General features: G+C 42.5%; 10 protein-coding genes and 1 tRNA gene. 9 read left to right on the forward strand and 2 right to left on the reverse strand.

Features of this window, described 5'->3' with window-relative positions:
• The first annotated feature begins 2 nt into the window (after nt 1–2).
• From PLF31_03145 to PLF31_03175, 7 genes are all read left to right on the forward strand, one after another.
• Nucleotides 3–404 carry a hypothetical protein gene (locus tag PLF31_03145; GenBank protein ID HRH26436.1) on the forward strand — a complete coding sequence of 134 codons (402 nt, stop codon included), beginning with the start codon at nt 3–5 and terminating at the stop codon, nt 402–404.
• A tRNA-Thr gene (locus tag PLF31_03150) sits at nt 395–467 on the forward strand. Before PLF31_03145 ends, PLF31_03150 begins: the two co-directional genes overlap by 10 nt.
• On the forward strand, nt 462–2,003 hold the full coding sequence (locus PLF31_03155; protein ID HRH26437.1) for a glycosyltransferase family 2 protein: 1,542 nt from the start codon (nt 462–464) through the stop codon (nt 2,001–2,003). Before PLF31_03150 ends, PLF31_03155 begins: the two co-directional genes overlap by 6 nt.
• Before the next feature lie 21 nt (nt 2,004–2,024).
• Nucleotides 2,025–2,840, forward strand: a complete 816-nt coding sequence (locus tag PLF31_03160; GenBank protein HRH26438.1) for a hypothetical protein — start codon at nt 2,025–2,027, stop codon at nt 2,838–2,840.
• 19 nt (nt 2,841–2,859) lie between these two features.
• Nucleotides 2,860–3,540, forward strand: a complete 681-nt coding sequence (locus PLF31_03165) for a phenylalanine--tRNA ligase subunit alpha (GenBank protein HRH26439.1) — start codon at nt 2,860–2,862, stop codon at nt 3,538–3,540.
• 1 nt (nt 3,541) lies between these two features.
• Nucleotides 3,542–5,488 (forward strand): phenylalanine--tRNA ligase subunit beta, encoded by a 1,947-nt coding sequence (locus tag PLF31_03170; GenBank protein HRH26440.1) that lies wholly within the window; start codon nt 3,542–3,544, stop codon nt 5,486–5,488.
• A gap of 214 nt (nt 5,489–5,702) precedes the next feature.
• Complete coding sequence (locus PLF31_03175) at nt 5,703–7,766, forward strand: DNA topoisomerase subunit B (protein HRH26441.1); 2,064 nt, start codon at nt 5,703–5,705, stop codon at nt 7,764–7,766.
• A gap of 497 nt (nt 7,767–8,263) precedes the next feature.
• On the opposite strand, the gene PLF31_03180 is transcribed toward PLF31_03175, so the two are convergent.
• Nucleotides 8,264–9,403 carry a hypothetical protein gene (locus tag PLF31_03180; GenBank protein ID HRH26442.1) on the reverse strand — a complete coding sequence of 380 codons (1,140 nt, stop codon included), beginning with the start codon at nt 9,401–9,403 and terminating at the stop codon, nt 8,264–8,266.
• A 167-nt stretch (nt 9,404–9,570) separates the two neighbouring features.
• Between PLF31_03180 and PLF31_03185 the strand changes: the two genes are divergently transcribed.
• The gene (locus PLF31_03185; GenBank protein HRH26443.1) at nt 9,571–10,686 is read left to right on the forward strand and encodes a sortase; all 1,116 of its coding nucleotides are present in this window, start codon (nt 9,571–9,573) and stop codon (nt 10,684–10,686) included.
• Nucleotides 10,687–10,787: 101 nt separating this feature from the next.
• A complete protein-coding gene (locus PLF31_03190; GenBank protein ID HRH26444.1) occupies nt 10,788–13,622 on the forward strand; it encodes a PKD domain-containing protein in 2,835 nt (944 codons plus the stop codon).
• A 73-nt stretch (nt 13,623–13,695) separates the two neighbouring features.
• On the opposite strand, the gene thrS is transcribed toward PLF31_03190, so the two are convergent.
• The gene (thrS, locus tag PLF31_03195; GenBank protein ID HRH26445.1) at nt 13,696–15,450 is read right to left on the reverse strand and encodes a threonine--tRNA ligase; all 1,755 of its coding nucleotides are present in this window, start codon (nt 15,448–15,450) and stop codon (nt 13,696–13,698) included.
• Nucleotides 15,451–15,531: the final 81 nt, after the last annotated feature.

Here is a 15,531-nt window from a genome sequence, read left to right on the forward strand (position 1 = left end):
TTATGGCATTATCTTTGATCATTTTCGCCTGTGCAATTCTTGCCATGGTACTCATGGTCGGACTCAAGATGTTGTCATTGTCTGGTAGACCAATTAGGATTGTTACTGTTGCTAGCCGAAAGGCAGATGCGAAAGTGTCAGTCTGGTCTGATAAGGCAAAAGATGTTTTGAAAGATTGGAGAACAGCAATGCTTCTCAAGTTCCATGATTTTGTATATGATACCTTTATTCCTTGGACACAACGGCGGTACCGCTTCCTAGCAAGTACTGTCTACCGTATCCATAGAAAACTGTGGTCATTACTTGAGTATTCAAAGCAGTCATCACATAAGGTATCTGATTATCTACGACAGGTTTCAGATAAGGAGGAGAAAAAAGAAGACAACAAAAATACGCCACTCTAGCTCAGTTGGTAGAGCAACTGTTTTGTAAACAGTAGGTCGTCGGTTCGAATCCGACGAGTGGCTCAAGTGGAATACAAGGATACTAAATATTTCCATGCTGCTCATGCAGCTGACTTTCAAGGTAAAGATTATGTTCTCTACAGGTTCTTTGAAATTATCCCTGGTCTTCTTGCGTGGGGAACATTGATTGGCGCTGCGGTGCTCTCTTTTTTCATACCTCTATGGGTTGCGTATTTTATTATTGCTTTTGACTTGTACTGGCTTTTAAAAAACGCATATCTTTCAATCCACCTTCGTCACAACTGGAAACGTCTCAAGCACAACATGAAAGTTGATTGGAAGGGAATGCTTTCAAACCTTAAGTATGAGCACTTGCACCACATGATCCTTTTACCTTTCTACAAAGAAAGCGAAGAGGTTGTCTCTCATAGTATTGATGCGTTACTTAAGACCAACTACAACAAGAAGAAGATGATTGTGGTTTTGGCAGGTGAGGAAAGTGCGGGTGACCATGCACAAACTATTATCCAAGAGATGCAGAAGCGATACGGATCGAGATTTGAACATTTTATCGGTACGCTTCATCCCAAAGGATTACCAGGAGAAATTCCTGGAAAAGGATCTAATATTTCCTTTGCAGCAGAAGAATCAAGGAAGCGTGTCCTTGATGCGCAACAGATTCCATACAAGGATGTTATTGTTTCTGCGTTTGATATTGATACTGTGGCGTATCCCGCATACTTTAATTGTTTAACATGGAACTTCCTCACAGCTGAACATCCATATAAGTCATCATTCCAACCAGTTCCTTTATATAACAACAACATCTGGCAAGCTCCAGCAATTTCTCGTGTCGTTGCAACCTCATCTACGTTCTGGCAGATGATCCAACAGGAGCGTCCAGAAAAACTCGCTACCTTCTCTTCACACGCGGTTGCTTTTACAACACTCTACGAGGCAAATTATTGGCAACGAAACATGGTTTCAGAAGACTCACGTATATATTGGAATCTATTTTTGGCACACAATGGTGACTACCGTGTGGTTCCACTTTCATACCCAGTATCAATGGATGCAAACCTTGCACCAACATTTTTCCAAACATTTAAAAATATCTATAAGCAACATAGACGTTGGATGTGGGGTGTAGAAAATATTCCATACATCCTCATGGGTTGTGTGAAGAATAAAAGAATTCCGCTTCGGAAAAAGATTAAAGCTGTCACAACACAACTTGAAGGTTTCTGGTCTCTTTCAACAAACCCACTCATTATTTTCCTTCTCGGGTGGTTGCCACTTGCACTTGGTGGTCACGATTTTAACTCAACACTCTTGGCTCGAAACCTTCCAATCATTACCCGTGATTTGATGATGATCACCATGGTTGGACTAATACTTCTCGCTGCTATTTCACAGTCACTACTTCCACCTCGACCGTCTAATGTAAAAGCATCAAAAGGTGTAACTGTGTTACTCCAATGGATTCTTGTACCGTTTACTATTACACTCTTTGGTGCAATCCCTGGACTAGATGCACAGACTCGCCTCATGCTTGGAAAGTATCTCGGGTTCTGGGTAACTCCAAAGCATCGCGGATAACGAGCGCTATACTTACACTCTATGAAGCCACTAGATCACCAAGTACGTTCACGCTATCGCATTATATTTTTTGCGGCATTCCTGTTGATCGTACCGATATTGTTTTTGTATAGTGCAGGATATCGGTTTGATAAAGACTGGAAATCTCTTGTAAGGACTGGTGGAATATATATTTACAGTAATACTGATGTACGAATTAGTGTAAACGACTCAGAAGCGCGTGAGACTAATTTTTTCAGGCGTGGAATCTTTGTGCAGGAGCTTCGACCCGGAACATATTCTGTAGTGGCAGAAAAAGATGGATACCAGAGATGGTCAAAACAGCTTCCAGTTGAAGCATCTCGTGTGACCGAAGCATCAGCGTTTCTTGTCAGATCTTCACCAATACTTGAGATTGTCTCTACATCAACAGCCACTTCAACTCAACAACTTTCATACTTAAGCGGGTTATTCAAAGCTGCTTCAACCACACAACTGACTGCAAAACAAAAAGAGCAGGTGAGGGTGTACATTGCAACCAGCACAAGAAACATCCATGTTTCGACAGACATGGCCACGTCTTCATTGCCTGCATATTTTTGCGTAGGTACATGTGGCAAAGACATTACAATCTACACAAGCGGAGCAACAAATACTCGACCGGTTCACTTCGAGTTCTTTCCAAATCGAGATGATGTAGTCATTGTTCAAACCGCGGACGGAATTTATGCATATGAAATTGATATACGATCACCACAAAACTCATACCAAATTTTCCCTGGAAAAGCTGAGTTTGTAATTAGTGATGAGGTAATATATATACGCACCAACACAGGCCTCTATAGAGTGATCATGTAGGTGTGCTAGGCTACTCACTATGCATGTGCACCCAGTAACACAAACGATCCGGGAAATCGCTTCAATCGCTGCGAAAATTGGTTTCACTCCGGAATTAGGACCTGAACTTGAAACGGAATTCTATAATTTTGATGCTTTAAACGTTCCCAAAAATCATCCTTCACGAGATATGCAGGATACATTTTGGGTAAAAGATACCGGACAAGTTTTGCGCACGCACACATCTTCTGTTCAAGTACGGTATTTAGAAAAGCATGACGGTCCGTTTCGAATCATTGCTCCAGGACGTGTGTTTCGTAACGAAGCGACTGATGCAACGCACGATGTGCAGTTCTATCAACTAGAAGGTCTTCTTGTTGGTGAAGAGGCATCAATGGCAACACTAAAAGGAACCATACTCCATATCCTCACTGGTCTTTTTGGAAATGAAGTTGGAATTCGTTTTCGACCAAGTTACTTTCCATTCGTAGAGCCTGGGGTAGAGGTTGATATGTTTTATCGCGGTAAATGGATGGAGGTGATGGGTGCCGGAATGGTTCATCCAAAAGTATTTGAAGCAGCAGGAAAGGATCCAAAGAAAATGAAAGGTTTTGCTTTTGGAATGGGTGTCGATAGGTTGGTAATGCTTAAGTATGACATTCCGGATGTTAGATTACTCTACTCCGCAGATCTTAGAGTGCTGTCACAATTTTCTTCATAACATGAAATTTTCATATTCCTGGTTACAATCATATTTCGACACACCACTTCCAGATGCGGAGACGCTTTCTTCTCGTATTACAAATCAACTAGCAGAAGTTGATGGTGTAGAAAAAATACCAAATAGCAACCATACACTTATTGATATCAAAGTACTTCCTGATCGGGCGGGATATTTGTTGTCACATGCATCAATGGCAAGAGAGATTGGTGCAATACTCGGTGTGTCCACAGTTAAGAGTGTATTAATACAGGTCCCTACTGTTTCGTATGTAAATGTTCCCGTGTATCCATTACAAGTTCAATCAGGGGCTTGTTCTACATATATTGCGATTGAGGGAACTGTTGCAGAGGTGGCGAATATAGAGGTATATGATCGTATTAAAGATGCACTTGCTTCTGTCGGACAGCGGTCTATTAATCCACTTGTTGATATTGCGAACCTTGTGATGCTTGATATTGGTCAGCCGATGCATGTCTTTGACGCGCATAAGCTTGATGGCACTATTGTTGTTCGTTCTGCACAAAAAGGTGAGTCGATGACAACGCTTGATGGGAAGGAGCTATCACTAACTCAAGATGATTTAGTTATTGCTGATAATTCTAGTGTCCTTGGTCTTGCTGGAATTAAAGGTGGAAGAAAAGCAGAAGCAGGGCTCGACACAACACATTTTATTTTTGAATCAGCAAACTTTGACGCAACAAGTATTCGAAAGTCCGGGCAAGCTCACGGTATTAAAACTGATGCCTCAAAGCGATTTGAAAATGCTATTTCTTCATACTGGACTACAGTCGCAATGGAGTATGCAATGGCACTTGTACAAGCTGTGTACGGTACGGTAACTATTGTTTCATATGGTCAACACGGAACACCTGCTGTTGGTAGTGTATTTAAAACTGTTTCATCAAAAGAAATTTTTCGCTTTTTAGGTGTTCCTGTTTCAGATGAACAGTGTATATCAACCGCGCATATTTTTGGATGGGAGTGTGAAAAGAAAGATGACAAACTATTGTGGCACGTACCTGTGTGGAGAAATGACATGGTAATCGACCAAGACTTTGTTGAAGAAGTTGGACGAATTATTGGATATGAAGAAATTACACCTGTTGTTCCTGAAGTTCAATCAGTATCTACAACCAAAATCGCATCCGTTTGGCAGTTTTTAGAAATTCTTAAGAATGAATTAGTTGGCGTAGGTGCACACGAGATTCTTGCGTACTCACTTGTACCTAGTGGTGAATTAGAGGTACTTTCCGCACCAAGTCCACAGCGGATGAAATTACGCTCGTCACTTGTACAGTATGTGGCAGCTGAGGCAGAAAAAAATGCACGTAATGGCGATCTTCTTAGAATGGATCCAGTTATTGTATTTGAAATCGGAAGTGTGTTTACTCTACACGGTGAGTCACTGTGGCTTGCGGTTGCAGTTTCTTCAGCGCGACAAAAAGCTAAAGTTGTAACTGCTAAGGCAGAAGAGATTCTCTCTGTGATTTCACAAAAGATACAAGCAATGATTCCTACTGTTTCTATAACTACAACTATTGAAACAAAAGAAAAAACTGCTTCTTTTGAGATTCCACTTGATGAACTAGTTGCGATCGTAAAAGAAAAAAATATTGCAACAGAACCACTCCAGACAGTTATTCATCCAATGGAAAAATATCAGCCATTTTCTCCATATCCTTACATTGTCCGAGATATCGCAGTGCTTGTTCCAACGGGGCAAACAGATGAAAAAATTATCTCTTCGATTAAACATCGAGCGGGAGAGTTAGCGGTGCATTCGTCACTCTTCGATGTGTTTGAAAAGAAAGACTCTGGTCAAACATCGTATGGATATAGAGTAGTGTTTCAGTCGCACGAAAAGACACTCCTTGCAGAAGACATTGATGCGATAATGGCAGATATTTCAAAAGATATGACGGAGGCAGGATTTGTGGTTAGGTAGTTTTTTGCTGCTAAGTATATATTTGACAGGTAAGGTTTGCAGCGTATGATTTGACACAATGTGACGTTTTGCGGAGGCGTCATGTGGCCGGTAGCACCACCCCAGTGTCTATCGGCTTTTTATGTGTCCAAACGGCTTAAAAACGACCCAGGTCAGGCGTTTTTGGGTACTTATACCCAAAGACAAATGGTACGTATTTTGGTATAATTACCGGATGGCAAAAAACAGTTCTAAGGACGCATCAGGACATAATTATAATGCTCAGGACATTACCGTCCTTGAAGGACTAGAGCCGGTACGTAAGCGTCCCGGAATGTACATTGGAACCACTGGTCCAGATGGTTTCCATCACCTCATTACAGAAATTTTCGACAACTCACGTGATGAAGCCATGGGAGGCTTTGCTGATGATATTGAAGTCGCGCTTCTTCCGGGAGAGCGAGTACGTGTAGTTGATAATGGACGAGGTATTCCAGTTGATCTCCACAAGCAAACAAAAGTTTCTGCACTTGAAACGATTATGACAACACTCCATGCCGGAGGAAAATTCGGAGGAGAAGGATATAAGGTTTCAGGAGGTCTCCATGGAGTGGGAGCATCAGTGGTAAACGCGCTTTCAGTACTTTGTCGTGTTGAAGTTAACAAAGATGGTGGTAGGTACATGCAGGAGTATTCACGAGGAGTGAAAAAGGCTTCTGTTAAAAAGATTGGTACGTCAGAATCAAACGGTACGATTGTAATGTTCGAGCCCGACGAACAAATCTTCGGAAAACAGACATTTGATTTCCATCGTCTTGTAACCCACATGCGTCAGCAGGCGTATTTGGTTCGATCTCTTAGAATTTCAGTGCTTGATGCACGTGGATATGAAGGTGAAATTAACCTTGAAGGTGTTAACTACATTCGAGAATTGAACCTCGATGTTCCTTCACAAACATTCTATTTCGAAGGAGGATTAAAATCATTGATTGCCTTCTACAACCAGATGCAGAAGCCGTTGCATAAGAATATTTTCTATACTGAAAAGAAGACAAATGAGTATGAGTCTGTTGAAGTGGCGCTTCAATATGTTGATGACATCACTCCACGAGTGCTCGCGTTTGCAAACAACATCTACACAGCTGAAGGAGGAACACATATCACTGGATTTAAGACAGCACTTACTCGAACAATTAACGCGTACGCACGAAAGAATAATCTAGTTTCAGAGAAGGAAGATAACTTCACCGGTGAAGACGTGCTTGAAGGATTGACAGCGGTTATCTCAGTTAAGATCCGCGAAATTCAGTTCGAAGGACAGACCAAAGCAAAGCTTGGAACAGTTGAGGCTCGTGCAATGGTGGAATCTGTATTTTCTGAGGCGTTCTCATCATTTCTAGAAGAGAATCCTGACGACGCACGGCAAGTTGTTGGAAAGTCACTTTTGGCACTTAAGGCTCGTAAGGCTGCAAAAGCCGCAAAAGACTCAGTGCTTCGAAAGGGAGCTCTTGAGGGAATGACACTTCCAGGAAAGCTAGCTGATTGTCAGGCAAAAGATCCAGCAGAGTCAGAGATCTTCATTGTAGAGGGAGACTCAGCTGGGGGTACTGCAAAGACAGGACGTGACCGCCGAACACAGGCAGTTCTTCCACTTCGAGGAAAGATCTTGAACATTGAGCGCGCTCGCCTTGATCGAATGCTTGCATCCGAACAGATTAAGAATCTTGTGCTTGCTATGGGAACAGCTATTGGAGACACATTTGATATTAGTAAGCTTCGATATCACAAGGTAATTATTGCAACGGACGCCGATGTTGATGGAGCACACATCCGCACACTTATCTTGACCCTCCTTTACCGATATTTCCGCCCACTACTAGATGGAGGATTTATCTATATTGCCCAGCCACCTCTATATAAAATAAAAAAAGGAAAGGAGGTTCACTATGTGTATTCTGAAGAAGAAAAAATTAAAATCACTGGATCAATGGGTGCAGAGATTATAACTGAAGAAGAACTTCCTGAAGGAGAAGGGGGGGCATCTGAAACAGAAGAGGAAGCAACAGCAAAAGGAAGGACTCCTAAGATTTCAGTACAGCGATACAAAGGTCTTGGAGAAATGAACGCTGAGGAGTTGTGGGAAACAACCATGGATCCTGAAAAGCGTGTGCTTAAGCAAGTTGATATTGATGATGCACAAGAGGCAGACAAGATCTTCGACATGCTTATGGGAACTGATGTTCCTGCACGAAAGAGTTTTATCCAGTCAAACGCAAAACTCGCAAACCTAGATATCTAATTGTTACATAGGAAAAGCCCCCGAGATTCGGGGGCTTTTTTCGTTTCCGCTCAGTACCGCACGATAGCGGAGATTATTGCAATCGATGCCACGAGGAGTAGACCTGCTATCAGAAGGTATTCAAGAACTGGGGATCCAGTTTGTGATTCGGATGTTTTTTCCGGCACAATAGAACTCCTTTCGGTAAAAAATTGAACTTTGTCACATCATGAGCCTTTCGCAGAAGGAAGTCAATTAGTGCAAATAGAAACACCCAACATATCACCAGTGGATACGTTGGGTGTTTAAGTCGATCAGTACATCGTCAGCCAAATGATTACACCGACGACGATGGCGGCACCAAGTGCCCACCAGTATTTCGGGTTAACCTTAGGCTGGGACTCTGCGGGCTTAGACGACTGCATATAGAAGTCTCCTTCTGTGTAAAACGGTGACGGAAACGATCCGTCCTGACTTATGCCCAGTACGCTACCGCTACCTCGAATCTAAGTCAACTGTTATTGATTGACTTGGAGAACGTTGTTTCCGTAGTTAGATTCAGTGACAGATCGGTCAGCATTAACTGCAATTACTGCAGTTCCACCGTTTGCTCGAGGGCTATATCCGAGTGTGAATTCAACTCGTGATGTTGGTGCAAGAGATGTCTGAACTGGAGATGTGTATGTTGGGTCTGTATCACTTGGGAGGGATGCTGAGAATGACCATGGTCCTGAAAGGCGTCCACCTCCGTTTGTTACAACGAAGCGTAGTGCCGCCATTCTGCCTGATGGAATGTTTTGGTTTCGGATAAATACGTTGTTTCCATCAAGGTATCCAGTTTCAAGTAGATACACCTGAAGATCGGCTGGACTTGATGTCTGTGTTGGAGTTGTTGGTCGAGGTGTAGTTGGAGTTGGTTCTACTGGAGTTTCTTCAGTAGGTGTTTCGGGTTCTTCATAGACAGGCTCCTCGTTTACAGGTTCTTCTTCGGTTGGCTCGTTTGTATTTGTTGAACCATTGTTACCAAAGAGTGATCCCAAGAATCCACCGTTTGATGTACCTGTTCCTTCAACTGCGATAATAGCATCACCGATGATTGAAGTATTTTCTTCGATGTCTTTGTAATTAATATAGAGAGGGACATCAACATTGCCAGTATTTGTAGAAGCGAGGCGTACAGCTACTGTGTTATCAGTAGAAGAGAAGAAGAATGGTTCTTCACAGACCATTTCTTCGCCGCTGTGGAAGGTTGCTGAAATACCTGCCTTACATGGGTATGAAATTGTATATGCTCCTTCAAGGCGAACTGGACCGTCCCATGAGATGAGGACGATATCACCAGATTGTATTCGGCTCCTGTCAGATGTGACGGTTGCAATACCTTCATTTGAGTCATCCATACGATCTGAAAGGAGTTTTGCGATACGAGGAACGAAGATAACGGTTAGTACCATAATACCGATAAGGAATACAAGAAGTGCAATAAGACCGAGGAGTTTTGTTACGGTCTTCTTCTTTTGTGGTGGGGGAGCAATAGGTTGTGGAGGGGTATATCCAGGAAATGCTTCACCTTCTGGGGAAGCATCAACATGAACATGTTCGTTTATGATAACTGCTCCTGGGAGCTCCGGCATTTGGTTTATCTTTGTATCTTCCATAGTGGGTATATTATATCAATAAATGTATTACTTGTCAAGAAATTGCGCCTGGAATATCTCCTGTATGATCGGTATCTGATATTTGTCAGCCAGTACTAAAAGCTTATCGGATAACGATAAGGAGGGGTACTTGACTTTTCAATCTAATAGTGTATAATGTGGATATTATGAGTTTTAGTAAACACATCGCAGATCTTGAAGAAAAGTTCGCTGCTTTCAAAAAAGCGAACTCCCGTGGCCGTACAAGGCCGTTTTCAGAGCGAGCATATATCATTCCATCTGATGCTATCAAAGCCATGCAGGCAAATGGTAAGCCAGAAGGAAGGAGAATGATGGGTCTATTTGGTCCTGCATCAGCTCCAACTCCGGTTGTACATCAGGAGGTAATAACACCATATAACGTCTCTCCTACACGGATGCCAATCAGCGCACCTAGTGCTTTTGCGTCCACCAACCCAAATCTATTTCCTCGTCTTACTCCAGCACTGGTTTCAGGAGGATATTATGTTGAATCTCAGCAAGATTCATTTACCAACAACATGGTTCATGTACTCTGGGCACATAAAGTAGGGCTCTCAATTTGTGTCTACACAGTATTCTGTATTGTCTACGCTGTCATGTATGTAGCAGGATTTGTTCCCGAAGTACTTATGGCTGAGGCGTCTCTCCAGACAGTGAAGAAAGGAGACAGGGAAGCTGCTATTGAGCGAGCACTCGCGACACTTCCTTCAAATGAAATTGCTACAACCTCAACTACTCCAGTACAAGGAAACGAACCAACTCGTACGCAAGTACAACCAGTGGTTGCCGCTCCACAAACCGTGCAACAAGGTAACGACCCAGTTCGAATCATCATTCCTAAAGTGGGTGTTGATGTGAAGGTTGCAAACCCAAAGAGTACAGCAATTGCTGTCATGGACGACTATCTTACTCGTGGAGTGGTTCGCTATGCGGATTCTCCATCACTTGGTGAAGGAAACACACTTATCTTCGGACACAGCACTAGTTTCAAGGTTGTAAACAACCAGGCGTACAAGGCTTTCAATGGACTTAAACTTCTTAAGAGCGGAGATGCTATTACTGTTCGATCAATAAGTCACGAATATACGTACCAAGTCAAGAGTGTACGCCTTGCCAAAGACAGTGATATTTATGTAGATTTTACTGCAGGAAAGAACATGCTCACCCTTGTGACATGTAACGTACTTGGACAGAAGGAGGATCGTTATGTTGTAGAAGCAGAACTTGTCTCAACCGCTACGCTTCCCGGGGTAAATATATAAGTCTGGCGCCGTTGGACTGTCAAAATCTTATATTTGACAAAATCATAAAGTATGATATAATTGACAGTGCAATTACAAATAGTTGCCATTTAACAAACATTATGAAAAACATTACAAAAATCGCATGTTTCGCCCTCGCGGCTTTTCTTGCAATCGGTGTAAGTGCATCATTTGCACAAGCAACCGAGACAGGAGCCCGACTCGAAATTTCAGCTACTGCTGACAAGACTATCGTCGAACGAGATGGTAAGGCAGGTTTCACTATCCGTGTTAAAAACACAGGAAGTGTTGCTGCTTCAAACGTTCATGTCGTCGACCCTATGACAAATAGCGGTGTTACGTTCCTTTCAAACGAAAGTTCAGGAAACTGTTCTCTTGTTGGAAATAACATCGAGTGTCGTATGAACACACTTAACCCCGGACAAGAAATCAACCTTTGGTTGGTGTTTAAGGTTAAGAATGATGCAACATGTAATTCAGAGATCAAGCATCGTGCAACTGTAACAGCAAACGGAATCGCTTCTGTTACATCAAACGAAGCAAAGACTCGTATCTCATGTCCTACACCAGCTGACTGTGTGCCAAACCAGGAAGTTGACCTTCGGGCACATTTTATTGGAACATCAGGTGCTCAGATTACAAACACATCTGAACACTGTAGCTATAAAGTCGGTCTTGCTTCATACAAGATGTTCGACAGGGTTATTGTTAACCAGCAACTATTTGACAGTGAAGTTGTTACAATCGCACCCCGACAAACAATTACATTGAATGTCGATGCTCCAACTTGTGCATACCAAATCGACGCCTTCTACGGTGATTTGATTACAAACTTCTCTGGTACAAATCTCTACGGAGATCGTCTCCTTACAGGTGAAATGCGAGTAACAAATGATAATTTTTGTTCAAATACTCCTAATCCACAACGAGTTACAATCGTAACTGATAAGGTTGTGTGTGATTCTGAAGCTGACCTTCCTAACTGGAGCGCTGGTTCAACAAACATCACTGAATCAACTGCACGAAACTTCGTGAATTCAAGTAACGGTAAGTGCCGACTTGTATCAGGATGGGATTTCCAATGGGGTTATGGACCAAATAACAACTCTAATGTTGGCCGTGGTGGTGTAATCAGCACTCCAGGTGACCATATTGGTAACGCACCTACAAACCGATTCTCTAACGATGCGTATGATCAGTGGAAGACACTCGGAACAACCAACTCAAATGGTCGCGCACAGACAACAGTTGATCTTAACGGCGCACGATACCTTTGGGTACGTGAAGTACTTAAGTCAGGATATGTACCATTTAGCGTTGGAGAAAGCATTCCAGCTGTCTCACAACAGAGCAACTATAGTGCTGAAATGTGGTGTGGCGTAGACGTATTAAACTACGACAACTACGATCGTATTGATAATCCACAAGCTGGCCAGACATATTATTGTGCAGCATTCAATGCTCTCAAGAATAATCCAAACCCAAACTTGGATGTAACATGTGAACCAAACAACCAAAGCTATAACGTAGGATCATCAGTTAACTGGAATGCAAATGCTACCGGTGGAAACGGATCATACTCATATTCATGGACTGGAACAGACGGTCTTTCAGCAAACAGCCGAAGTATCTCAAAGACATACAACTCGACTGGATGGAAAACTGCCACAGTAACTGTTACATCTGGAAACCAGAGTGACTCAGCGCAATGTGGAGTTAACATCGTGAATCCAACATCTAACCTCGCGGTTACATGTGAGCCTAACAACCAGAACTTTAACACTGGTTCAACAGTGAACTGGAGGTCAAATGCAACTGGCGGAAATGGTTCATACTCATACTCTTGGAATGGAACAGACGGGCTTTCATCTAATGACCAGAATGTCTCACGTTCATACAGTTCAACTGGATCAAAGAACGCAACTGTTACAGTTACATCTAACGGTCAATCAGCCTCAGCACAATGTGTAGTTAACATTGTTAATCAAAACAACGATAATTTCTCAGTAACTTGTGAAGCTGATGACCGAAGCATCGATGAAGGTGAACGAATCACATGGTCAGCAGACGTACAGAATGCTCCTGGATCAGTAGATTATGATTGGAGTGGTTCAAACGGTCTTGATGGCGATGAACGACGTGTTACAAAGCGATATACATCTTCAGGTGATAAATATGCTGAAGTACGTGTAACCTCAAATGGTCAGACACGAACAGCACGTTGTGAAGCTGAAGTTGATGACGAGGATAACAATGACGACGATGATCTTGATGGTTATTGCCGAGCATCAGAAACTCGTCCTAAGGTTGGTGAATCAGTACGATTCACAGCATACCCTGACAACGGTAGAAATTACCGATACGACTGGGAAGGTGACGATGGAATCTTATCAGATGACAAGTCATTTACTCATTCATTCGACACTGCAGGCCGAAAGGATGTAGAAGTTGAAGTACGATCAGGAAGCGAACGAGAAACATTCAAGTGTCCAGTTACGGTTGTTGATGACAACAATAACCAGGTTGCTGGAATCTATCTCACTCAGATCCCGTACACGGGTATTAAGGAAAACGCCGCAGTCGCAGGCTTCGTAGCAGCTCTTATGACTATTACAGGTGGCGCAGCGTATGTCTTCCTTAAGCGAAAGACAGCACTCGCAACAGCATCAGTTGCTGCGAGTGTTGCTCCAGTACTATCAGCTACACCAGTAGTTGATCCAAAGATTGGATTCTCAGCTTCTATTGAAGACTTTGCTTCTTCACTCCAGACTTCAGTCTCAGCTGACCTCATTGATGCACTCTATGTATCAGGAAAGGGAAATATTGATTGGGCTAAGTCTGCACTTTCACAAATTGCGAAAGTGCAGGAATCAGAGACTGAGTGGAAATTCGTCACACTGGACTCAGCAAAAAAGGTTTATCCGTACCTAGGTTAATAGCCAAAACGGATCTTTAATGACAAAACAAAAAACCCTGCGAAAGCGGGGTTTTTTGTTTGAGTAAGAAACGTTACCGAATTTGCTTCTCAGTAATCTCTTTAATCAGAGATTCGGCTACGTTACCAACAGACATTGCTTCGGATTTTGTACCGGAACGGTGCTCGAGTGAGTATGTCCCACTTTCAATTTCCTTATCTCCAACAACAATCCAATAAGGAGTTTTTTCTTGTTTAGCAGCACGGATTTTCTTTCCAAGTGAGTCTTTGTCATCTCGAATATCAACACGGATATTTGAATTTTTGAGTGTGTTACCAAGTTTTTGTGCAGCTTCAACATGCGCATCGCTCACTGGAATTACTGAAACTTGTGTTGGTGAAAGCCAGAGAGGGAAGTTTCCAGAGAAGTGTTCGATAAGGAATGCAACAATACGTTCAATTGCCCCAATTGATGAGCGGTGGATAACAATGGCTTGTTTGTCCTTTCCGTCAGAATCTACGTAAGTAAGATTGAAACGTCCTGGCATAACGAAGTCATACTGCACAGTAAAGGCAGTGTTATCTTTTCCTCGAACATCCTTCATTTGGATATCAATTTTTGGTCCGTAGAATGCTGCTTCTTGAGGTGCTTCAACAAAGTGTGCGTTTCGGGCTGTGAGTACTTCACGTAGTTTTGATTCAGCCTCATCCCATGAAGCATCATCTTTGAAGTATTTCTTGTCATCTGCTCGGTCTCCAAGTGAAAGGCGATACCAGTAGTCTGTTCCAAGTTTGAGTCCAAACGTATTACAAATATACTCAATTAAATCGAGCGCACCATTAACTTCAGTTGCGGCTTGTGCACTGTCTCTACAAATAATATGTGCATCAGCGAGACAGAAACTACGTACACGAATTAAACCTGTTAATTCACCAGATTGTTCATAGCGGTATAGCTTTGCCATTTCTGCGATACGCATCGGTAGGTCTTTGTAACTGTGAGGTTTACTCAAATACAGCTCAAAGTGATGGGGGCACGTCATTGGACGAAGCATAAATTCATCGTCATCAATAGTGATCGGAGCGTACATTGAATCTTTGTAATACGGATAGTGTCCAGATTTTTTGTACAAATCAATCTTTGCGATGTCAGGAGTGTACACATGACGATATCCACGGCGAATTTCTTCATCGACAATAAATCGCTCAAGTTCTCGTCGAACAGTTGCTCCACGTTCAGTCCAGAGAGGAAGTCCTTTGCCAACAACATCAGAAAACACAAAGAGGTCTAGTTCCTTACCAAGTTTTCTATGATCTCTTTTTTCTGCCTCAGCTTGTTGGGTAATATGTGCATCAAGCGCTTCTTTTGTTTCAAATGCGAGTCCGTAGATGCGTGTGAGCATCTTATTTTTCTCGTCACCTCTCCAATATGCTCCGGCAATACGTTCAAGCTTGTAGCTATCAGAAGGAATTTCTTTCATGTGTTCAACATGACCACCGCGACAAAGGTCGGTAAACTCACCTGAAGTGTAAAGAGTGATTGGTTCACCACTTTTTTCAATGTCACCAATTAGTTCAAGTTTGTATTCGTTGCCTGCAAACTGTTTTCTTGCTTCATCTGTTGAAACTTCTGTTCGATCAAATGTGTCCCATTTAGGTTGGATTGCGCGCATCTTTTTTTCTATAGCAGCAAGGTCTTTATCTGAAATTGGAGATGAAAATTCAAAGTCATAATAGAAACCGTTTGAGGTGAAAGGACCAATTGATGGTTTTGCGTCAGGGTAGAGGGTGGTTACCGCCGCAGCTAGAAGGTGGGCAAGGGAATGGCGTTTGTTATCTAAATTGTTCATATGGGAATGATAACAGAGGGTTAGCACATACCTTTTATTGACAAATATATTTTTAGTAGCATAATTTACAGGTTCCGAAGA

Source organism: Candidatus Paceibacterota bacterium (assembly GCA_035438625.1).
Lineage (GTDB): Bacteria > Patescibacteriota > Minisyncoccia > Phycocordibacterales > DAORIS01 > DAORIS01.